The organism is Candidatus Pelagibacter sp. PS_11, assembly GCF_059417975.1.
The window spans coordinates 988894-1012727 of record NZ_CM182075.1 but is presented as its reverse complement, the minus strand read 5'-3'; the positions used below and the strand labels follow the sequence as shown (position 1 = coordinate 1012727).

Here is a 23834-nt window from a genome sequence, read left to right as displayed (position 1 = left end):
AATTATGACTGCAGCTGATACTCAGATATTGCTCAATAAGCTGCAGTCCAACATAAATCAATTAGAGCTTACTAATAAGGGAGCTTTAAATGCATTAGAATTTCGCTTAGATGCAATCTTACAAGCAAATTTAGATACCTTTTGGCTTTTAATTTGTGCAATCCTTGTTTTTTTAATGCAGGCAGGCTTTATGTGTTTAGAGACTGGTTTGTCTCGGAACAAGAACAGTATTAACGTTGCCCTTAAAAATGTTTCAGACTTTGGAATATCTGTTGTAGTTTTTTGGGCGTTTGGTTTCGCATTAATGTATGGAACCAGTGTATCAGGACTGTTTGGTACCAAATTTTTTTTCTTTACCACTAAGGTTGCTGGCTATCAAACATATTTTGTCTTCCAAGCAATGTTTGTTGCAACAGCTGCAACTATTATCTCAGGTGCAGTTGCAGAAAGATTAAAGTTTTTCTCATATATAATTATTACATTATTAGTTTCTGGCCTCTTTTATCCAATTGTAGGTCACTGGTCTTGGGCATTTAATTTTGAAAATCCTGCTGAAAAATTTGGTTGGTTAGGTCAATTAGGATATTTAGATTTTGCAGGTGCATCCGTTGTACACTCTGTAGGAGGATGGATTGCTTTATCAGTATTACTGGTAGTTGGTAACCGTACTGGAAGATTTAGAGAAGATGATAAAAAAAAATCTTTTCAAGGAAGTAATACACCAATGGCAGCTTTAGGTGCTTTAATTTTGTGGTTTGGGTGGTTTGGATTTAATGGTGGTGCTAATGGTGCAATGGATTTAAAAATTCCATTAATTTTAATTAATACTTTTTTATCAGCATCCTTTGGACTTATTTTTTCAAGTATTATGGGTATCATTGTCTTAAAAAAACCAGAGCCATTATTTATGATCACGGGTCCCCTTGCAGGACTAGTTTCAATAACTGCTTCTTGTGCTTATGTTGATCCCACTCATGCAATCATAATAGGAAGCATTGGTGGAATTATTTCAGGCTCAACAATTGTATTACTTGAAAAAATTAAAATTGACGATGTGGTTAGTGCAATACCAGTTCACTTAGCATGTGGAATTTGGGGAACTATTGCAGTTGCTTTGTTTGCAAATTTTGAATTGATGGGTGTTGAAAAAACAAGATTAGAGCAAATATATATTCAACTAATTGGCATAAGTTCAATTGGTGCTTTTTGTTTCATTGGTTCTTATTTAATATTAAAAACTATTAATTCTTTTTTCCCTCTTAGAGTAAGTAAAATTCATGAAGAACTTGGTTTAAATATTTCAGAACACAATGCATCAACGGACACGCACGAATTACTTGAGGTATTAACTAATCAAGCAAAATCAGACAATTATTCAAGCCGCGCACCACAAGATCCTTTTACTGAAAGTGGAATTATTGGCACGCAATATAATGTCATAATGAACAAATTGGAACAAAGTGAAAAGCAAAAAAACAAATGGAAGAATAGAGTTTCTAAAGAAATTAAACTTGCAATGAATGTTCAGCAACGATTAATGCCAAAAAGAGATATAGAAAACTATCCTATATTTGGATTAAATATTCCTGCAAGAGAAATCTCGGGAGATTTTTATGATTTTTACCTTCATGATGATGAGGTGTATTTCACCCTATCTGATGTTTCAGGAAAAGGGGTGAATGCAGGAATGGTTATGGCAAAAGCTATTACTTTATTTAAGATCTTCGCTAAGCAAAAATTTAAGCCTAACGAAATTTTATTAGAGATGAATAATGATTTGAAAGAAACTAATCCTGTTGGTACCTTTATTACTTCAATTGTTGGAAGATATAATTTGAAAACAGATTTAGTTGAAATTGCAAATGCTGGACATCAGCCAACTTTATTAAAAGTGGGTAAAGATTTTAAAGAATATCCTTCAAGCTCAATGCCTTTGGCAGTTATTAAGCATAAAGATGAAAGTGTTTATCAATTAGAAAGCTTTAAATTAAATGGTGGACGAATTTACTGTTTTACCGATGGATTTTCAGAATGTATGGATGAAAATAAACAAGAAATAGGAATTGATGGTGTAAAAGAATTAATTCTAAAACATACAAACTCTTCATTACAAAAAGAATTAACAAGTGCGACAGAAGAAATTCGATTAAAAAGTTTGAAAAAAGGAACTTCAGAAGTAGGTGTTAAAAAAGATAATGATATTCTTGATGATGATTTAACAATTATTGCAATTGGTAAATAAGAAATTTTAAGAGTTATTATTAATTTTAGCTAATTAATAAACAACTTTTAAATGGAAACAAATTTTATGTTTTTACAGATGGATTGTCTGAAAGTTTAAATGCTGAAGGACAAGAAATAGGTATTGAAGGTTCAATTGAAATAATTGAAGATAACTACACAAAAGATTCGAAGAAACACTTATCAGATATTAGTAAAAAAATAATTGACAGCTCTAAATCTGGAAAATTAAGTGATGATCTTACTTTAATATCAATTGGATAGTTTTTGCTTTTTTTAAACACCATCTTTTAAAAGATAAAAATCTTATAATTTCTTAAGCATCTTAGTGTATTTAGAATAAATCTTTATTAGTTCTTTAATCGAATTAACTTTAATATTTGTAGTTTTTTTTTAGGATTTATCTTGTCCTGTTTACAACCGACCAAAATGGGTTGACAAATGATCAAAATGGGTGGAACTATGCATAAATTTTTAAATTAAACTAATGGAAATAGTAACCAACATCGCTCCAATCGCTCTAGCTATTATTATGCTTGGACTAGGAGCTTCTTTAACAGTAGATGACTTTTTAAGAGTTGCAAAAAACCCTAAAGATTTTTTTATTGGTTTTATTTGTCAGTTAATTGTTTTACCAATCGTTGCCTATCTACTTATCATTACCTTAGGTGTGCCGATTGAAATGGCCTTAGGAGTAATGCTAATTGCAGCTGCTCCAGGGGGTGTAACCTCCAATGTTCTTACAAAATTTGCAGAGGGTGATGTAGCGCTATCAATATCACTGACAGCGGTTATGAGCTTATTAAGTATAGTTACGGTGCCATTCATTGTGATTAATTCAATTAATATATTTGATATCACCTATGTTGAAAAAGAAATAATAATGACAGCTATAGCTTTAAAAATGTTTTTTGTAGTCACAGTTCCAGTAATAATTGGAATGACTATCAGGCATTTTACTGGTGACCTTGTCATAAAAAATTTGAAGTTAATTCAAAGATTTTCTATTGCATTATTTTTACTTGTTTTTGCTGCAATATATATTGAAGAATGGGATAAAATTGTAAGCTTTTTAACTCGAGCAGGTTTAATAGCCCTAATATTAAATGTAACTATGATGGTGATAGGATTTTATGTTGCAAAATTTTTTGCATCAGGTGTACCTCAACAAAGAGCTATTTCTTTAGAGTGTGGTTTGCAAAATGGAACTTTAGCAGTTTTTGTTGCAACTCAATTATTTGATAATATTATTTATATGGTGCCAACCGCTGCTTATGCTTTAGTAATGATGGCAACCTCTGTAATCTTTGTTTTTATTTTAAGAAAATCTAATTAGAATTTATTACTTTAATTTGGTTAAAAACCCTATACAAAAATTTACTTAAAGCATTCATATTTCTATCTTGTAATTTAGAAATCACTTTAAATTGTTTACTTTGCACACCTATACCAAAAGTATAAAGTTTTTTTTCATCAATATTTAGAAATTTATTTTTAATTAAAAATTCTAGTTTTCTAACAACCGTTGCCCTTGGAATTCCTGTTATCTCAGCTATAGAAAATGCATTAATACCAATATGATCAGGTTTTTGAATTTCTTTAAGATATTTTTTTCTATCTAAATTTTTATTTTTAAAATTTTTATTTTGGACAGTATTAATCAATACAATAAACCCTACACATATTGTTTCTAAATCTTGAGTTTTAGTACCTGTTTTCCAGCTGTTAGCGAAAATGAATATAAACTTGTAAAATTGATACCAACAAAAAGAAAAGTTTTCTTTAATTAATTTTGAAATTTCTTCTGCATCAAAAGATTTATCAACTATATTTTTATCTTTTAATACTTCACTAAATTTAGAAACAAAAACACTTAAATCATTTAAAGTTATATTGGGCTTTGCTTGTGAAAAACCAGATATTTCAATAAAGATTTTTTTTCCTTTTCTTTTAATAATACCTCTTTCTTCTAATTCAGATATTTTTCTTCTTACATTTTCTTTAGGTATTAGAAGGTCTTTTGCGATATCAGAAATATTAATTTTTGGAATTTCTAATGATTTATCCTTATAAAACGTATCGTAATCAACTATTAGTCCATTTTTTTTATAGAATATAAAGTCTTTATTAATCAGATAAATTAAAATTATAAACTTATCGATACCCTTATGAACTTTGTAAGCATTTATAAGCCAACTACTAACTAATGTATAATATGCAGGTGCCAGTTGACTAAAATTTTCATTAATAACTTTGAAGATTTTTTCTTCATTAACTTCACTAGAAATGCTGGGAATACTTTTTATCATTTTTTATTTAAGAATTATTAAATTGGTATTTCCACCCATTTTGAGCAGTTGTCAATGGATCAAAATAAATCTTCAAAAATGAAGTTATTGCTAACAAATTTAATCTGATTTGAGCACCAACACACTTGTATTTATCCTAAATTCATTAGTCTGCAGAAGTGAAAAAAATTCTCAAGACATCATTTTTTGTATTTAGCTTTTTAGCTTTATTTTATTCTAATGCTTTTGCTTTTATAGAATTTAAGCAATCAAAAGATATTTCATCAGACACTGTAGCTGTTAGAGGAATAAACTTTAATCCAGACGGAACCATAATGTATATAACTAACCGTAAAACTGATACTGATGGTGGTGATGGTGAAAAAGGAGAAGTAACGCAATATTCTCTTAGTGTACCGTTTGATATTAGCACTGCAACAAAATCTTTTACAACTCAATTAGTAGGTGATGGAGGTTCTGTTCCACAAATGAAATTACCACATGCAATTGAATTTAAATCTGATGGAACAAAAATTTTTGTAACAACCAACAAAGATCCAACTTCAGTCTATCAATACAAATTAACTACTCCTTGGGATACCTCTACATTAGAGTATGAAATAAGATATTCAGTAGATATAGCTGGAGGCACAGATTATACGCAACAAGTAAGAGCTTTAGCATTTAAACCTGATGGAACACGTATGTTTATTGGTGAAAAAAATAGTGATCGAATAAGAGAATATATACTAACAATTCCTTTTGATCTTACATCTGGAGTGTCATTAGGCTCTAGATCGGCTGCACTAACAAGTGCTGATAACAACATGAGAAATATTCAATTTAATTCAGATGGAACCATTATGTATATTGCTGGCAATCAAAATAATAATATGAACAAATATACTTTAAGCACAGCTTGGGATATTACAACTATTTCTTCTACTCCTACTTCTTATGATTTAGGCAGTAGATTTTCCAACATGAGAGGTTTTATATTTGCAGCAAATTTTACAAAGCTATTTGTAACTGATGATACCAGTTCAACAAATACAATTTTTGAATATAGTCCAGCTTGTGCTGGTACCATTACTTGTGCTGATGCATCAGCTAATGATGATGTTAAAGCAATCATTGAAGCAAATGTCGAATTATCAAAACGTATAATTAAGAATAATACGCTTCCAATCTTTCACCGAATTGAATGGTTAAGAAGACATAAAAACAAAGACAATCTTTCAAATCTTAATGCAGAAATTGATTTTACAAATGAAAAAATATCAAAACTAGTTACCGCTCTTAAAAGCTCTAAAAAAGAAGTTGATAGAAGTTATGATAGTGAGGATTGGTTTCAGTGGAGTGAAGGTAGAATTAGTTTAGGTAAAAATAAATCTATAAATTCATCATCAAGAGATTTTCACAGTTATGGTATCTCAGTTGGTGCGGATAAAATTAAAGATGATGACAGAGATGCTATGCATGGATACGTTTTTCAGTATGCAAACGATATTATTGATATTGGATATAAAGGAAGCAAATTAGAGACTGATGCTTATAGTTTTGCCTTATATAATACCAAACTTAGAGATGATCACGTTTTTACAGATGCGTTAATTGGAGTTAGTTTACTAGATATAGACCAAAAAAGGGTTACTTTTGGCAACACTTTAGAGGGAAACCGAGAAGGCCAACAGATCTATGGATCATTTAATTTTGGAAAAAGAATAGTTGATGAAGATCTAAATCTTAATCCAGGTATTAAATTAGATTTAGGGTACACAAAACTAAAAGCTTTTAGAGAAAAATCAAATGTAGCAAATAGTTTAACCGATGTATTACTTTATAAAGAGCAAAATATAAAATCAGCATTAGTAACACTCGGTGTCCTTTTAGATAAAACAGATACAGATAAGGAAGAAGATGAAATTATTAATCATCATGGGAGATTAGAATATATTGCTGATCTTAGTCCATCATCAGATGCAGAATTTTATTATCTAAATAGTCAAAGTACTGTTTACAATTATAAAGTAGACAATAAATCCAAACATAATCTTAGAATTGGTTACGGTTTTGATGTCACTTCCATATCAGGTTGGTCATTAGTTGGAAATTTTGAAAGATTTCAATCTGCCAAAAGCCACAGTAATGAAATTTATTTATCAGTAGGGTATGTGCCAATTGATGAAATGAAATTTGTGTTTGATATAAATAATTTTGAAAATACTAGTTTATCATTAACCAATAATGTAAATGGATTTGATTTAAAAATGAGTTCTAACTATAATTTTTTAAGTGATGTACCTGACTATGGTGCAAATATAGAGGTTTCAAATAAATTTTAATTTAATAATTATTCTATAACTTCAATTTCATTAATGATGCTTACAATTTTTCTACCCTTAAGGACAGCTTTCACTCTTGCACATTCATAGTAAGCAGATGAGCTCTCTTCTGCTGTTTGTTTCATTTCCAAACACCTAGATTTGTTCTTAGTTAATAAATGCTCATATAATTTTGGTGGGTCACCCAAATACATCATGAGACCAATTACTTCACCTTCTTTTTCAAAATCTGCTTTTTCTTCTATATCTGCTACTCTGTCATCAACACCAATTTCAAAATTTTGAAATGCAACAAAGCCTTTATAAAAAATAAAAGCTAAAGCTAAGTAGAAAATTATTTTTATTTTACTCATTAAAATTTACTTAAAACTTCTAGATTTGCACCATAGTCAGGAATTTTAGTAAATAAATTCATATTAGAGTTTAATTTGAGATTAAAATTATTGATGTCTTTTACGTAGCTCAAATTCGCAGAATTATTTGATAAAGGATCAAAATCAAAAGCAAACTGCGTATCTTCCTCAGAGATATGTCCAACTTTAATTAAAAAACTATCTGTGTGTGAAAATTTATCACTGTCAAGATGCTGAAATCTTTCGTAGTTTAATGAAAGCGTAAAGTTGTTATTATAAACGTTCTCGTATCCGTAATTTGCTCGAATATTTTTTTGAGAATATTTTTCAACTGTATATTGTTGAGCATTAGAACTTCCCGCATAAGAATATTCAAAAGTAATGTCAGGTGAATAGTCATAAACAAATTCTAAGCCACCGTTATGGAACACAGTTCCAGTAGAATGTTTTACTGGATCAGAATTAAATAAAAATCCCGTTGCCAAATCACCAGTTTGAAATGTTTCTTTTTCATGAATTAGATTTGTCGCTGCTGAGGAAGTGTTTGTCATAAACTCAGTAAAGTCAGACAATGAAGTTAAAGCATGTTTTATTTTTAGAGATGGTGTCAGGTTAAACTTGCCATATTCACTATCACTTCTAAAATCAATTGATGTAAAAAGTTGTTTACCATTTCTTTGACCAGTTACAACTCCTCCAGTTTTAAGATCGTATTTAAGTGAACTTAAACCAAAAACTGTATTAGTGTATCCACTATCTTTTAAAGGGGTAATCAAGTAATAATTTAATGTTAATGAGGCCATCGTAGTGCTAGGACCAGAAGCAGCAAAATTTGATTTACCATCTGCATATCTAATTGCATAACCAGTATAATTATTTTTACTATTTTTTTTATCTGCTCCAAAAGTTAAACCACTAGTACGTATATCCTTGGGTTTTTCCAAATTTATCCCTAGTCCTCCTGATTTTCCATGATAAGAACCAATTGTTACATCACCAAAACTCCAATACAGCCAATCACTTTTTTTATTTTTACTTAACTTCTCTTTAAGGGCTACTTGATAAGCAGTTATTGTTTCTGGAAGTTTATCCATCCAAGAATTTAACAATGGGTTATCTGATTTAATTGCAGTGGTAAAATTATTTAATTTGTTATTATTTATATCTTTCGGACCAATAGTTATAGACTGACCATTTTCTACTTTTTCATTAACTGAAAGTAATTTATCTGGAAATTTTTTTACCCAGTAATTTAATAATGGGTTATCTGATTTGATGGAAGCAGTAAAATTATTAAGGTTATTACTATTTCTATTTCTTTTTATCCATTCAAATCTTTTAAAAATTATTGAAGTGTTCATACTTATATTATTTTTTGCCAATTGAACTTGAGTACCTAAGCTTGATCTTGGGTCAGATACACAGGCAACTAAACCATAGTTACAAGATAAACTTACTTGCGTAACAACATCTGCACCAGTACCAGCAACCTGCGGACCTATATCATTAATAATATATAGTTTATCTCCCATACCACTAAAGGCTATTCCATAAGTTCTTAAACTTAATTCTTCAGGTAAAGTAATTGAACCTATCATAGTTGCAGTGCTCGTTGAAAAAGATGTAGTCAAACTAAATTGAAAAACAGAATCTAAGCTTGTGTTATTATCGTTAGTATTATCATTTATTAAAACAAACATTGTCATTCCATCTTGGCTAAATTCTAAAGCCATTCCATGATCTTGACCACTCGATAAATTAGCAGTTGTGGTTAAGGTTATGGTATTGACCAAAGTTATAGATGTAAGATCGTAGGCGGTTGACAAACTGTATTCATCAATATGCTGACCTTCTCTAGTACCATCTAAATAAATAAGTTTTTTTCCATCATTACTAAAGCTAAAGGCTGGCGATGCACCAAGGTCACTTGTTACATTATTTGAATAAGTTAAACCTGTAAGATCAAATGGTTTAGCCAATTCAAATCCATGAATTTTTCCCGTTATGTTTCCTAAAAACAGTTTAAGTCCATCTTTGCTGAATTTAATATCAGTACATTTTGTATCATTAGAGACATCTGTCAGACCTACTTTTGATACTAGTGGATCAGCTTGGTCCACAACCAAAGAAGCGGTTCTTAAATCGTAAGGAGTTGAAAGAGTCATCATTTTAAAACATTTATGAGCATTGTTTAAATATTTATTGGATACAAAAACTTTTCTACCATCATTACTAAAAGCTAAACCTGTTGGATCTTGAAAAGCATCGTTCACAATTTGATCTCCTTCTGAGTCAGTTGTGAACGATGCTAGAGGTCTTATTGAGATATCAGATGTTAGAGTAGCTTGAGCTTTAGCTGTCGTCTCGAGAAAAACTATTATACTAGCTATTAAAAAAAATGATTTTAATAGTTCTATTATAATTAGTTCTTTATTTTTTCTAAAAAAAAAATTATTTAAGAGTTTTGTATATTTAGCTTCTTTTAAAAATTTAAGCATATTTAAATTTAGATAATTTGAATTTATGATGAAGATTATTTTATCTTCGATAAAACGCACGCTCATATTAGAAATTAGGCCCGGTTTGAGCACTTAAATGAACTGAAAAACCACTAAATTAAATTTTATATAGTATTTTTTATTATGGTATTTTTTTACATAAAATTAGCTGTAGGTTTATTTGTGTTATCATTTTTTTTCTTGATGCAAGCACAAGCGGAGACAGTTAAACCAACCTTTGTACGTTCATCTGCCGCTGTTCTGGAAATACCTGTTGGACTAACACTTAGCCCGGATGGAACTAAAATTCACTATGCTAGATATAACCTTGATACTATTTTATACCAGTATGATTTAAGTATTCCATTTAATGTATCATCAATAGATTCTAGCTCAGAAGTTACCCTCAATGTAAATGGTGGTGGTGACGATAATCTTAGTAGTACTGATTTACATGATTTAACATTTAATGGAGACGGTACAAAAGTATATACAATAGATTGGCGTGGAAACATGAATGTTCACAGTTTATCAACACCATATGATTTATCTAATGCTACACAGGATGATGATGACGGTATTGATTGGAAAACTGATCTTGCTGGAGGGGATTCGGATGGTGCTCATAGAATACATGCTATGCGTTTTAATAATGATGGAACAAAAATGTTTTTAGTTGATGCTGATGGTACTGTAGGAGTTATAGAATATAATTTAAGCACTCCTTACCTTCCAGGTTCTGCATCATTTGGTAATTTTTTTGGATTAGGGGATTTAGGATCGCACTTTCAGGATATAGATTTTGATGATGATGGCACAAGAATGTATGTATTAGAAGGTAGATACGGTGGTACAAATGCAAATAGAATTCATGTTTATAAATTAAGTACTGGTTTTGATACTTCAACTGCAACTTTTGTTAGTAGTATGTTAAATTTTTTTGATGCAGCAGGAGGTGGTGGATCACCAGGAAGTATGCATTTTTCTAAAGATGGTATGAAATTTTATCAGGCAACTTTTCAAGATAACGGTTATGGTAATCAAAAAAAAGTTTTTGAATATGATTTAAGTTGTCCTTATGGAATTGTATTATGTGAAAGTGAAACATCATCAGTTGCAAGTGCTCAAGTAGAAATTGTTAAAAATGTTATTCATCAGAATACTTCAACAATTTTTAAAAGATTTGAATGGTTACGTAGAAATGAAAATAAAACAAATTTAAATAGTCATAATTTAAAATTAAATATCAATAATCCAATTTTAGCGTCTTTAAAAAATGAACTACAATCATCTTTTAAGTCTTCTTTTAAAGATGTTAAATATACTCAAGCATCATTAAAAACAAAAAAACCAGCAGAGAATAAAAGAAAATGGTCCCACTGGTCAAATGCTGATATTTCATTTGGAAGAGTGGGTGATACCCTCTCATTAAAACCAAAAGAAATTACTACTAAGGGAATATCAATAGGAGCAGATAAATTAACCAAAAATAACAACTTTTTTGGATTTGCAGTGAGATACGGTAATGACGATGTTGATATAAAATCTGCAACTAATGAGAAATTAAATTCTCAATCATTATCTTTTAATGTGTATAGCCAATTACCTGTTAATGAAAAATCAAATTTAAATGCTTTATTAGGGGTAAGCTTTTTAAGTATAGACCAAATGACCTCTGGAACCATTACGGGTGAACGAAATGGAAAACAAATTTATACGGCTTTAAGTTACGAAGAAGAGCAAAATTACACTAAATTTGACATAATTCCTTATGGTAAAGCAGAATTAGGGATTACTCAATTATCTGAATATACGGATTTTGGTACCTCATCGACAAATAATATCGAGACCCATGAAAGACTAACTTTTAAAACTGGAAATGCATCTGCCGGCTTTAAGTTTGATCACACTTTGTATTGGGATGAAAATAAACTAAGTGGAAATGGGCATTATGATGAAAACAAACTAAATAGAAATGGATTTCTAGAGTATGTGGTTGATTTCACTCCTGATATTGATCATCGTTATAAAAATCACATTGATAGTGTCACAGTTCAAAACACCATTAAAAGATATTCTTTAAATAATATTAAAGGAAATATTGGCTTTGAATTATTTAAAAAAAGTGGTCAAACATTTGCATTAAATTATGAACGGTTTCAAAGCTTAGATAATAGTGCACACACAGATAGTTTGCTTTTTAAATTTGGAAAACAGAAAAATAAAAATACTAATCTTAATGTAATTTATGATCCTTTAAAAAATAATAATACTGAAATCAGTTATTTAAAAAATTACGATAATTTTAATTTAAAAGTAAAATCTAACTACGCGATGTATAGTAAAATTCCTGACTATGGAGCAGGTATTGAATTATCAGCAACATTTTAATCTTATGAAATTTATAAAAAACTTTATTTTAATTTTATTATTTATACTTCCAATCTCTAATTCATTTGGAGCTATGGTTACATTTGTGGATAGTTTTCAAGTTAGTAATGGAACAAGCGAAGGTACAGATAGAGCTGGACTTGCTAATAACACTGATAAAGAAATCGGAGGTGTGCAGTTTAACGATGATGGCACAAAAATGTTTGTGAGATTTTTCAGAGATGAGGATGGTGGTGCAGATCCAGATACTGAACTTTATAGTTACATTGATCAGTATAACCTTTCAACTCCGTTCGATGCTTCAACAGGTACTTATGCAGTATCATGTGAATTAAATCATGGATTAGTAGCAACAACGGGGCATCAACCATTTGATTTAAATTTTAGCAGTGATGGAATGAAATTTTATGTTGCTAACCGTAATGTTGATAGCTCCAACTCAGATAAAAATTTTGTTTATAGATTTGACCTTACTGCACCTTACGATATTTCTGGTTGCTCTTATGCACAAAGAACTGAAAATTTAGGTAACTTTATAAATGGAAGTCAAGCAGGAGACAGACCATCACTTGGACATACAAGCAATCGTCTTCAAGGTGTTTCACTTAGTAATGATGGAAAAAAAATGTTTACCATGATGAGTTATGGTCATGTTTTAGAATATGACTTATCAACTGCATTTGACGTTACAACGTTTTCGCTTAACCTTAATGGAGGGATGGATTTATCTTCTGATACAACCAATCCTCAGTCGATAGAATTTAGTGAAGATGGTACTAGAATTTTTATTGCAAATCATAATAATCACAAAATACTACAAGTCTCATTAAATGCACCTTTTGATACATCTTCATATACTGTAGATGGTGCTGTTGCTTTTAACATTTCATCTCTTGGTGGTGTTAACCAAATGAGGACAGTAACATTCAGTAAAAATGGGTTAATAATGTATATTGGAAATGATGATTCTGGGGGTAATGATATAGATAGAGTTCATGAATATAATTTAGTTTGTCCTTTTAATATTATTGAAGGAAAATGTCCTGAAATTACCAAAGGTGACAGAACTGGAATAGCTATTGCACAAATAGAAGTTGCAACAAGAACTATAGAACACTCAACAGATACTGCTTTAAATCGATTGAAGTGGATTAGAAGAAATAAAGATAATCAAAACTTAACTAATCTTAATTTAGATCTTAATTTTACCAATCAAATGCTTGCCTCTCTTACTAAAGTTGTAAAAACTTCAGCTACTACAAAGAAAAAAGATGAAAAACAACAAAACGTATTTTATTGGAGTGAAGGAAGTATTGCTGTTGGCAGAGTAGGAGACACAAATGTTTCTTCATTTAAAAAGATTAAAACTGATGCAATTACAGTTGGAGTGGATAAATTTACCAAAAATAATGGTATAAGGGGACTTGCTTTTAGATTTGGTAAAAATGATATTGATGTTGGGTCAGCTGGAAGCAATTTAGATACGAATACTTATAATTTAACCCATTATTCCTCTTCACCAATTGAAGATGATACAAAATTTATAGACACTGTTTTTGGAGCGGGTATCCTCAACTCTGATATTTTATCAGTGCTTGATGGTAAACGTGTAACTGCTGATAGAAAAGGTAGACAAATATATGGAACAATTAAATTAAAAGATGAGATTAAGAAAAATAATTTAATTCTAATTCCTTCTGGACAAATAGACCTTGGTTATACCCGGTTAGATAGCTATCAAGAAAGTGGTAACACTGCTATGAAATTTAAAAAGCAAGGTATTCAATCAAGAAATGCCAGACTTTCAATTGCTGCAATTGATGAATTAGAAAATGAAAAATATAAAATTAGAAAACATGGAAAATTAGAATACAAAGCAAATTTACATCGTTCTTCTAATATTAAATATTCTTACGTCTCTGATGCAACAAGTGGTGAATTTGATACCAAACTAAACTCAGGTGCTTTACACAATTTAAATGGTGAATTAGGTATAGATATAATTTTACCAGATAGCTTTAGTATTTTTTTAATTTATGAAAGAAATCAAGCATTAGGAACCGGTCATACTGATAAAATACATTTAGCGATAGGATATTTACCTAACAGAAAAACTAATTATGCTTTTAAATTAGTAGGCTCAGAAAATTTAGGATCTGAGTATAAGATAAGTAAAAATATTAATGATTTTGAAATTGATTTTAAATTAAACAATCAAGATGTATTGAGGCCAAATACTTTTGATGAAGCAACGATTAATTTAAAGAAAATCTTTTAATTTAATCTGTTTCAGACAAACTTTAAAAGCTCAGTAAATTCATCATAAATGTTAGTTAATCCCGCCCGGTTTGAGCACTAACAAAGATAGGCTAAGTAATAAAATAAATTTTATAGGCTATTTTCCATTATGGAATTTATTTTAAGAAAACTAGCTAGATGTATTCACATCACTTTTTTTTTAATTATCTTTTTTAGTTCAAAAATAGTTTATTCAGCAGATTTCACTTTTCCTTCATCTTTAACAACCGATACCTCAGATTTCGTTTTAGTTTCTGATACTGGCACTACTCCTTCTGTAAGTGGTTTCTCGACTGAAGTACTTATAACAATCACAACAACAGCGGGTTATGTAAAGGTAACAACAGTTACAGGCCTTGAACAAATCCACGGTCTCTGTGGTTATACATCTGACTCTAGTGATGTACCTACTAATTGTTCAGACAATGATAGATCAGAGATTGGCTTTCAAGGAACTCAAGCAGAAGTTAATACTGCATTGGCGACACTTTCATTTAAGGGTGATGGAACCACTTCAAATACTACTATTTCGGTTTCAGCAACTCCGGAAGGTGCTTCTTATAATCCTGTTAATGGTCATTATTACAGAGTTCTTGGCAGTTTAACTTCACCTCCTCAAGCTATTGATTGGCAGAATGCAAGAAGATATGCTAAAAATGAAATAGATGATCCGATGCATTCCGAGGATCAAACATTTAATGGACTTACAGGATATTTAGTAACCATTACGACCGAACAAGAAAATAATTGGATTAAAGAAAAAATTTCAACAAATGCCTGGACGGGTGGATCTGATAGTGAAACTGAAAACATATGGAAGTGGATGGATGGTCCTGAAGCCGGTCAAACTTATACCTGCCAAAAATATGTTGAACCAAGTGTAGGCGGAACAGGTGCTGCAATCAGCGGATGTTCAGAACAAAGTTATCTTAATTGGGTCCCAGGTGAACCAAATTCACATGAAGCAGTACGCCTCGGATGGGATGAAGATTATATGCACCTTTATGGAGATCGAACTGATGTTAAATTTGGTCAGTGGAATGATTTTCCTAGTCCTGCAACAGCTAGCAATAATAATGTTACCAAATATATCGTTGAATACGGTGGCATGGGAGGCACAGCCACAGTTTTTGGATCAGCATCATTATCAATAAATTCTACTGAAGTTGATTTTTTTGTAGATAAAGATTTAGTTGGGATAATTGAAGGACAATCAGAAAGTGCAAAAAGATTTATTTATAGTTCAACTTATCCTATTTTAGAAAGAATGGAGTGGTATCGAACCACCAAAAAAAATGACAATATTAAATTTCAAGATCTGGGCATAGATATAGATATAACAAACAAAGACACCTATCCGTATGCAAAATTATTAGATGCTTATCTTTTAAAAGGTGATGTTAATAAAGAACAAAAGTTATCAAATAAGAATATTGAAAAATTTATAAGCGAATTACCCCTTTCACAATATTTAAAAAATGAATTTGGAATGGTGCCTCGAAAATGGAAAGTATGGAGCTCTGGATATTTTAAAAAAGGTAAAATTAAACTTCAATCAGGCAAGGTTAATCAAGAGTTCGATTCAGATGCTTTAACACTTGGAATGGATAAAATAATAAGGAAAAATACGCTTTTTGGTATAGCCATTAGACTACAAGATGAGGATACTGATGTGGGGCAATCAGGTACTCAAATTAAATCTGATGCAAAAAGTGCAACAATATATTCAAGTTGGCATAAGAATAGTTCAACTTTTATTGATGGTTTAATTGGCTATGGATACATGGAGAATGATCTTACAAGAATTGTGCAAGCTAACCCTTCCAATCCTTTAACTGGAAATAGAGGTGTTAAGCAATATTTTACTTCAATTAAATTTAATAAAATAAGAGATAAAGATAACTTTACATCATTATTATTTGGAAGATTTGATTATGGTTTATCTAAATTAAAAAGCTTTTCAGAGTCGGGGAATGCGCATGCATTAAGATTTGAAGAACAAAATTTAAAAAATAAATCTATTTCGATTGGTGCTTTAACAAAATATAAAAAAAAAATTAAGAAAGGTTATTTTTTACCTTACGGTAGAATTGAATTTTTTGAAAATTTAACTCCTAATTCAGAAGTTAAAACTTCTTATGTCTCTGATCCTAACACCACATATAATTACATGGTAAAAGAAGACTATTCAAACTCCCTAAAATTAGAGTTAGGTTTTGATTTAAATCTAATTGATAGTTGGTATTTTGCTACCTCAATTAGAAGATTAATTAAAAATAACAATGACTTTGAAAATGAGTTTGCAATTAAAGTAAGCAAACCATTTTAATTCAAACCTGATATGGGCACCATTAGCTTTTTTCTATTATTAGATAATTGTTGCTATAATCTTTAATAGGAGGGAAAAATAATTGTCTGCCCCTGAAGGAAGTGGTGGACCTAAATATGGAAAAATGTAATTAGAAAAATAAGATTAGTCCAGCAACAAAAATTAAACAAACTATTAATCCTGCAAAAACTAGGTTTGCTCTAGTTTCTTTTTCTTTTTCTTTTCTAGTTCTTTTTAAAAGAATATTAATATCTACTCTTCCTGATGATATTACTTCCTTACCTTTTTGAGAGGTCTCCAAATGAGGAAGATTTTTTATCCCAGTATCTAAATTTTTTTCTTCACTCATGATGTAAATAGATCAGATTTGACTATAAGTAACAATTAAAGTGAGCCCATACTGGGTCTAATTAGTTTAATTGGTCTAATGTATTTTTCAGTATGGGTCTAAAGTTATAAAGCAATGCCAATAATAGTGATTATAAAAACAAAAATTATCGAAATTGCCATCATTGTTAAAGCATAAGCAGTCATCGATATTTCTTTAATAGCGCTAATTTCAAAACTAAAGGGATTAAGAAATCTGCAATCAATTTTATCTAATAAATCTATACTTGGTAACAAATAACATTTACACTCCCTGCAATGCATTCTTATAAAAAAATTTTCATTTTCCTTACGATCTTTTTTCTTTCTTCAACACTGCATGCGGAAACTAAAAAATTTTATCCTGAAGGTAAAATTAGATATTTTACAACATTAATCAGTGATGGAGGAACCAATTATAACAATACTAGGCCAGGTTTGGTAATTGATTCGCATTTTACATATTTGCTCAATAAAAATTTTGCTATCCGCAGCGTTAATCACATTATTAATTATGACGATACAGTTAACGATGGAACAGAGCAGAATTTTGAATTTGATCAAAGACTAGGCTTGATAATTAAAAAAAAAAATCTTGTACTAATGCCTTATGCAAAAATTACTCACCACGATAAAAATGTGTCCACACAAAATGACAATTCTCATTTAGGATTTGTGTTCCAGGCCAAATTACATAAAGATTTATTTTTTGACTATGATTATAGGGAAGAAACTAGCAATGGTGCAAAAATTGTTAGAACTGGGTACGTATATGGCGATAAGGTAACAGATGTTAAACTTACAAAAAAAAATCTTTTTTTCTTAGATGTTTTTCCTGTTCATCTAAAAATTGCTCAGACCGATGTAAGTAATTTTAGACGCAGTCGTGTTATAAAGACAACTTTAGATGTAAATAAAAAAGTAGATCTTGCTATCAAATATGTTGATAATAGCGGTAAGAGTTTTTTTAAAAACAATGTGGCACAAAATAGAAATTATCTTGTAGCTGAATTTGGGTATAAGTTTTAGTTTTAAGAGGTTCTTTAGAGTTTGTTTTAAAGAGCAATACACCCTTATAAGTCATGAAAAGAGCCTAATTTAATTTGCTTCTATCTATTACCCTTATAACTGATACATAGTATTTTTTAGATACTGCCAGATTAAATTACAAATCATTATAGAGGCAAGTATTTTTCGAAAAGTACCGATCTAAAGACAATTCAGAAGTCATGAATTTATCATGGTTGATGAAGGTTATTTATTATGATTATAAAAGATATAGCTAAACAAGGAATACCAGAAATAGGTAATATTTTACCTCTTATAAAAAATAATATTATTCCAATAAAGATTAATAAGACGATAGAAATAGTCGTAGTTCCTAATTTGGGTGAAGTAAATTCGCATCAAGATAACGTCGGAATTGTTATAGAGGAAAAAAATATTCTAAGGATTTTATCTAAACGATATAAAGATGTTTTAATTACTGAAATTAATTCTGAGCAAGATCTCGAAGCATTAGTTAAGAGAAAACCTGACTTAGTATTTTCTGGTGTTAAGTACTTCTTTTTTAACAATAGAAACATATGGTTAAATGACTATTTAGAAATGTTCGAAATACCTTATATCGCTTCAAGTAAAGCAGCTCTTGATAATGAAAGTGATAAAAATAGAGCAAAGAAAATTATGCAAAAAAATAATATTAGAACTGCTGATTTTTTTATAACAAATCCAGGTGAATATTTAACTGAAAGTTCAATTCCAATAAAATTTCCACTATTTATAAAACCAGTAACTGGTGGAGATAGCAGAGGAGTTGATAAAAATTCTATTGTATTTAATTTCGAAGGATTTACTTCAAAAGTTCTTGATATTAAAATAAAGCAAAACTCACCTTCATTAGTTGAAACATATTTAGCAGGCAAAGAATATAGTGTTGGTATTTTTGAAGATAGCATTGATGGAGCTTTAAGGGCTATGCCAATAGAAATTATCGTAAAAGAAAATGTAGACGGTCATTGTATCCTTGATTTTGATGTTAAAAAAAATGATGAAGAGAGTGTAATTGCTGTTTCTGATGTTGTAGTTTTTGACAAACTTTCAAAACTTGCAAAAGATTCATTTAAAGCCTTAGGTGGCAAATCTTTAGGTAGAATAGATATTAAAATGGATCACTTAGGGGTTCCTCATTTTATAGAAGCAAACTTAATGCCGGGTCTTCGAAAAGGTTATTTTTATAGATCGTGCGTACTAAACCTTGATATGAGTTATGAAGATATGATTTTTAGTATTGCAAATACTGGCTTGTCTTCACATTAAATATCTTGAAGCGCAGTTACTGTAATCTCTTTTGTCTTTAAAGATCTAATCCCCATTAAGCAAGCTTGAGCAGTAGACATGTTTGTACAATAAGGAACTTTATTACCTAGGGTTGCTCTTCTTAAAGCCATTGCATCATGAAGACGATGCTCACTATTTCCACCACCTGTATTAATTACAAGTGCAATTTTTTTAGAATTTAGTACATCAACAATGTGAGGTGAGCCTCCACTTACCTTGTTTATTGTTTTGCATTTTATTCCATGTTTACGAATGTAGTCGGCAGTTCCACCAGTAGCGCATAAAGTGAAATTTAATTTTATTAATTGTTTTGCTAGATCTACACCTTCATCTTTATGACCATCTTTAAGAGAAATAAATGCTAGACCTTTTGTTGGTAATGAGTTTGAAGCAGCAATTTGGCTCTTTGCATAAGCCATACCAAAATCCTTATCAAACCCCATAACTTCACCTGTTGATTTCATCTCAGGTCCTAACAATAAGTCGCTATTAGGGAATTTATTGAAAGGAAATACAGCTTCTTTAACTGCAAACAAGTTTTTATTTTTACCCTTTAAATTAAATTTAGATAACTTTTCACCAGTCATTACACGGGATGCAATTTTTGCAAGAGGAAGACCTTTTGCTTTAGATACAAAAGGAACTGTTCTGCTTGCTCTTGGATTTACTTCAATTACATAAATTTCATCATTTTTAATGGCAAATTGAATATTCATAAAGCCTTTAACATTTAAAGCTAAAGCTAATTTTTTTGTTTGAGTTTCTATTTCAGTTATCAGCTTTGGTTTTATAGATATTGGAGGTAAAGAACATGCAGAATCCCCTGAATGAATACCTGCTTCTTCAATATGCTGCATGATACCTGCAACAAACACTTGCTTACCATCAGATATCGCATCAACATCAACTTCCATCGCATGACTTATAAACTTATCTATTAATATCGGATTTTCTTCTGCAGCTTTAAATGCTTCTTCTACAAAGTTTTTTAATTGACTTTTCTCATGAACAATTTCCATTGCTCTTCCGCCTAAGACATAAGAAGGTCTAACCATTAAAGGCAGTCCAATTTTTTCAGCAATTTGAATGGCTTGTTTGTAAGTTTTAGCAATACCACTTTCAGCTTGTTTTAATTTTAATCTATCAAGTAACTTTCTAAATCTATCTCTATCTTCAGCTAAATCTATCGATGTGTACTGCGTACCTAAAATTGGAAGTTTGTTGTCATGTAAAAACTTTGCGAGTCTTATAGGAGTTTGCCCACCAAATTGAGCGATGATCCCCACAAGGTTTCCTTTTTGCTGTTCTTTTTTAATAATATTATAAACATACTCTTCTTTAAGAGGTTCAAAATAAAGTCGGTCACTTGTGTCGTAGTCTGTTGAAACCGTCTCTGGATTACAGTTAATCATTATAGTTTCAAAACCACTATCTTTAAGAGCATAACTCGCTTGGCAACAACAATAATCAAACTCAATACCTTGGCCTATACGATTTGGTCCACCGCCTAAGATTATAATTTTTTTTCTTGTAGAAGGTTCTGCTTCACACTCTGAGTTTAAAGCATAATTTCTTTGATATGTTGAGTACATATAAGGTGTGAATGATTTAAATTCAGCAGCACAGGTATCTACTTTTTTGTAAACGGGTAATACTTTTAAAGCAGTTCTTTTTTTTCTAACAAGGTCTTCAGGAATTTTAGTAATCTCTGATAGTTTTTTATCAGAAAAACCTATTGATTTAATTCTGTTAAACTCATTATAGTCTTTAGGAAGCCCTTTTTTTTGTATCTTATTTTCTTCATCAACAATTTCCTTTATTTGCTGTAAAAACCAAGGGTCTATTTTGCAAAGTTGGTGAATTCTTTTAAGATTTATTTTTTTTCTAAACGCTTCAGCAGCTAATAATATTCTGTTTGGAATATTTTTTTTTAATTCTTTTTCAATTTGTTTTTTGTTTAATGGAAAAATACGATCTAAACCTGAAAAGCCAATTTCAAGAGAAACCAATGCTTTTTGAAGAGATTCTTTAAAGTTTCTCCCAATTGCCATTGCTTCACCAACTGACTTCATTGATGTTCCAAGAATTGCCTCTGAAGTAGAGAATTTTTCAAAGGTAAATCTTGGTATTTTAGTTACGACATAATCAATACTAGGTTCAAAAGAAGCAGGCGTTGTTTTAGTAATTTCATTTTTTAATTCATCAAGGGTGTAACCAACTGCTAGTTTTGCTGCAACTTTTGCAATTGGAAACCCAGTTGCTTTAGATGCAAGGGCAGATGAACGTGACACTCTTGGGTTCATTTCAATGATAACCATTCTGCCATCTTTAGGATTGATTGCAAATTGAACATTTGATCCACCTGTTTCTACTCCAATTTTTCTAAGACAAGCAATTGAGGCATTTCTCATAACTTGATATTCTTTATCTGTGAGTGTTAGAGCGGGTGCAACGGTAATTGAATCTCCTGTGTGAATTCCCATTGGATCGATGTTTTCAATAGAACAAATAATAATACAGTTGTCTTTTTTATCTCTGACAACCTCCATTTCAAATTCTTTCCAACCCTCAAGGCATTCTTCAATTAAAATTTGGTTAACAGGGGATTCGTGTAAACCATCTTTAACTATTTTAAGATATTCTTTTTCAGTTTTAGCAATTCCTCCACCCAAACCACCCAAGGTAAAAGCAGGTCTAATGATTGCAGGCAACCCAATTTGTTTTAAAGCTTTTGCAGCATCTCTAATATGAGATACCACTTTAGATTTTGGTAAGTCCAAACCAATATCTAACATATTTTTTCTGAATTTTTTTCTGTCCTCTGCATTAGAGATCGCTTTTGAATTAGCTCCAATTAACTCAATCTTATATTTTTTAAGAATTCCCTTTTTTTCCGCCTCCATTGCTAAATTCAAAGCAGTTTGACCACCCATTGTTGGTAAAATTGCATCTGGTTTTTCTTTTTTTAGAATTTTTTCTAATACTTCTAACGTTATTGGCTCGATATAAGTTTTATCTGCAACACCAGGATCTGTCATGATCGTTGCTGGGTTAGAGTTAATTAAAATAACTTTATAACCTTCATCTTTAAGGGCTTTACAGGCTTGTGTCCCTGAGTAGTCAAACTCACATGCTTGACCTATGATAATGGGTCCAGCACCAACGACTAATATAGTTTTAAGATCTTTTCTTTTTGGCATTTTTTTTTATGTTGTTAATAAATTCTTCAAATAAGTAAACACTATCTTGTGGTCCTGGATTTGATTCAGGGTGATATTGAACAGAAAAAACAGGTTTATTTTTTAATCTAATTCCTTCAATACAATTATCAAATAAAGATTTGTGAGTGACTTCAATATTTTTTGGCAATGATGCTCTTACAATTTCAAAGCCATGGTTTTGACTGGTGATTTCAACATTGTCTTTAATTAAATTTTTAACTGGATGGTTAGCGCCTCTATGACCTAGTTTCATTTTTTTAGTTTTTGCACCTAGTGTTAGAGCTAGAATTTGATGACCAAGACAAATACCAAAAATAGGTAAATTATTTTTTATTAATTCTTTAATGATTCCAATTGCATATTTACTAGTTGCTGCAGGGTCACCAGGACCATTAGATAAAAAGATCCCATTTGGCTTTAATTTAAGTATGTCTTTTGCACTCGTTTTGCACGAAACCACTGTTACTTTACAATTAAGATCTGAGAAATATCTTAGAATATTTTTCTTTATCCCATAGTCAATAGCAACAACATGTAATGAACTTTTCTTATTTTTTAAATAACCAGTTTCTTTTTTCCAAGTTTTAAAACCTGACCAAATATAATTTTTTTTAGTAGTTACTTGTTCTGCTAAATCTAAATTATTTAATCCACTCCATTTCGCTGTGATATTTGCTAATTTACTAATATTGAAATTTCTTTTACTAGAAAAAGAAATAGTGCCTTTTGGGGCTCCCTTATCTCTAATATAATTAGTCAAGCCCCTTGTATCTAAACCAGTGATCCCAACAATTTTATTTTTTTTTAACCACAGGTCTAAATTAGCTAAAGATCTATAGTTAGACGGACTTGTTATTTCAGAGTTAAAAATTACACCTTTGGTCCAAACTTTATCAGACTCTAAATCTTCTTTATTAGTTCCAACGTTACCAACGTGAGGAAAAGTAAAATTGATAATTTGCCCAGCGTAAGAAGGATCTGAAATAATTTCTTGATAACCAGTTAGAGAAGTATTGAAACATACTTCACCTGTCGCTGTTCCTTGATAGCCAATACCAACTCCTTTAAAGATAGTTTTATTTTCAAGAACTAAAACGCCTGTGTGAATCTGTGAGATTTTGTTAGAGCTAATCTTTTTTGCTTTTTTGATCAATTACAACTCAT

Annotated in this window: 16 protein-coding genes; 9 read left to right on the top strand and 7 right to left on the bottom strand. The window is 30.5% G+C overall.

Translation table 11 applies throughout. The features are described 5' to 3' along the window. Positions 1 to 4 precede the first annotated feature (4 nt). The 3 genes from amt (at position 5) to AC5SLT_RS05305 (ending at position 3577) form a co-directional block, all read left to right on the top strand. Entirely contained in the window at positions 5 to 2242 is a 2238-nt protein-coding gene (gene amt / locus AC5SLT_RS05315; RefSeq protein ID WP_494591572.1) for an ammonium transporter, read from the top strand. Positions 2243 to 2274: 32 nt separating this feature from the next. Continuing rightward, a complete protein-coding gene (locus tag AC5SLT_RS05310; RefSeq protein ID WP_494592578.1) occupies positions 2275 to 2505 on the top strand; it encodes a SpoIIE family protein phosphatase in 231 nt (76 codons plus the stop codon). A 223-nt stretch (positions 2506 to 2728) separates the two neighbouring features. After that, a complete protein-coding gene (locus AC5SLT_RS05305; RefSeq protein ID WP_494591570.1) occupies positions 2729 to 3577 on the top strand; it encodes a bile acid:sodium symporter family protein in 849 nt (282 codons plus the stop codon). Here the strand turns inward: AC5SLT_RS05305 and AC5SLT_RS05300 are convergent. Continuing rightward, positions 3570 to 4550, bottom strand: coding sequence for a helix-turn-helix transcriptional regulator (locus AC5SLT_RS05300; protein ID WP_494591567.1), 981 nt, complete (start codon positions 4548 to 4550; stop codon positions 3570 to 3572). The two genes, AC5SLT_RS05305 and AC5SLT_RS05300, sit on opposite strands and share 8 nt — an antisense overlap. 158 nt (positions 4551 to 4708) lie before the next feature. Between AC5SLT_RS05300 and AC5SLT_RS05295 the strand changes: the two genes are divergently transcribed. After that, positions 4709 to 6874 (top strand): autotransporter outer membrane beta-barrel domain-containing protein, encoded by a 2166-nt coding sequence (locus tag AC5SLT_RS05295; protein ID WP_494591566.1) that lies wholly within the window; start codon positions 4709 to 4711, stop codon positions 6872 to 6874. 8 nt (positions 6875 to 6882) lie between these two features. On the opposite strand, the gene AC5SLT_RS05290 is transcribed toward AC5SLT_RS05295, so the two are convergent. Together AC5SLT_RS05290 and AC5SLT_RS05285 are read right to left on the bottom strand one after the other, a co-directional pair. Beyond that, a complete protein-coding gene (locus tag AC5SLT_RS05290; protein ID WP_494591564.1) occupies positions 6883 to 7227 on the bottom strand; it encodes a hypothetical protein in 345 nt (114 codons plus the stop codon). Beyond that, on the bottom strand, positions 7227 to 9791 hold the full coding sequence (locus AC5SLT_RS05285) for an autotransporter outer membrane beta-barrel domain-containing protein (RefSeq protein WP_494591562.1): 2565 nt from the start codon (positions 9789 to 9791) through the stop codon (positions 7227 to 7229). Before AC5SLT_RS05285 ends, AC5SLT_RS05290 begins: the two co-directional genes overlap by 1 nt. Positions 9792 to 9929: 138 nt before the next feature. Here AC5SLT_RS05285 and AC5SLT_RS05280 point away from each other — a divergent pair, with 138 nt between their 5' ends. From AC5SLT_RS05280 to AC5SLT_RS05270, 3 genes are all read left to right on the top strand, one after another. Beyond that, the gene (locus AC5SLT_RS05280; protein ID WP_494591561.1) at positions 9930 to 12116 is read left to right on the top strand and encodes an autotransporter domain-containing protein; all 2187 of its coding nucleotides are present in this window, start codon (positions 9930 to 9932) and stop codon (positions 12114 to 12116) included. Between the two features lie 4 nt (positions 12117 to 12120). Next, positions 12121 to 14394 (top strand): autotransporter domain-containing protein, encoded by a 2274-nt coding sequence (locus tag AC5SLT_RS05275; RefSeq protein WP_494591560.1) that lies wholly within the window; start codon positions 12121 to 12123, stop codon positions 14392 to 14394. A 129-nt stretch (positions 14395 to 14523) separates the two neighbouring features. Continuing rightward, the gene (locus tag AC5SLT_RS05270; RefSeq protein WP_494591559.1) at positions 14524 to 16743 is read left to right on the top strand and encodes an autotransporter domain-containing protein; all 2220 of its coding nucleotides are present in this window, start codon (positions 14524 to 14526) and stop codon (positions 16741 to 16743) included. A 130-nt stretch (positions 16744 to 16873) separates the two neighbouring features. Here AC5SLT_RS05270 and AC5SLT_RS05265 read toward each other — a convergent pair whose 3' ends face one another. Beyond that, positions 16874 to 17092: a hypothetical protein gene (locus tag AC5SLT_RS05265; RefSeq protein WP_494591558.1), complete on the bottom strand. Its 219-nt coding sequence runs from the start codon at positions 17090 to 17092 to the stop codon at positions 16874 to 16876. Positions 17093 to 17196: 104 nt separating this feature from the next. Beyond that, positions 17197 to 17367: a hypothetical protein gene (locus tag AC5SLT_RS05260; protein ID WP_494591556.1), complete on the bottom strand. Its 171-nt coding sequence runs from the start codon at positions 17365 to 17367 to the stop codon at positions 17197 to 17199. A 21-nt stretch (positions 17368 to 17388) separates the two neighbouring features. On the opposite strand from AC5SLT_RS05260, the gene AC5SLT_RS05255 reads away from it, so the two are divergent. Further along, positions 17389 to 18138, top strand: coding sequence for a hypothetical protein (locus AC5SLT_RS05255; protein ID WP_271481487.1), 750 nt, complete (start codon positions 17389 to 17391; stop codon positions 18136 to 18138). Positions 18139 to 18372: 234 nt separating this feature from the next. After that, a complete protein-coding gene (locus AC5SLT_RS05250) occupies positions 18373 to 19428 on the top strand; it encodes a D-alanine--D-alanine ligase family protein (RefSeq protein ID WP_494591554.1) in 1056 nt (351 codons plus the stop codon). Here AC5SLT_RS05250 and carB read toward each other — a convergent pair. Then, positions 19425 to 22649 carry a carbamoyl-phosphate synthase large subunit gene (gene carB / locus AC5SLT_RS05245; protein ID WP_494591552.1) on the bottom strand — a complete coding sequence of 1075 codons (3225 nt, stop codon included), beginning with the start codon at positions 22647 to 22649 and terminating at the stop codon, positions 19425 to 19427. The two genes, AC5SLT_RS05250 and carB, sit on opposite strands and share 4 nt — an antisense overlap. After that, entirely contained in the window at positions 22627 to 23823 is a 1197-nt protein-coding gene (carA, locus tag AC5SLT_RS05240; protein WP_494591550.1) for a glutamine-hydrolyzing carbamoyl-phosphate synthase small subunit, read from the bottom strand. The genes carB and carA overlap by 23 nt, the downstream gene beginning before the upstream one ends. Positions 23824 to 23834 lie beyond the last annotated feature (11 nt).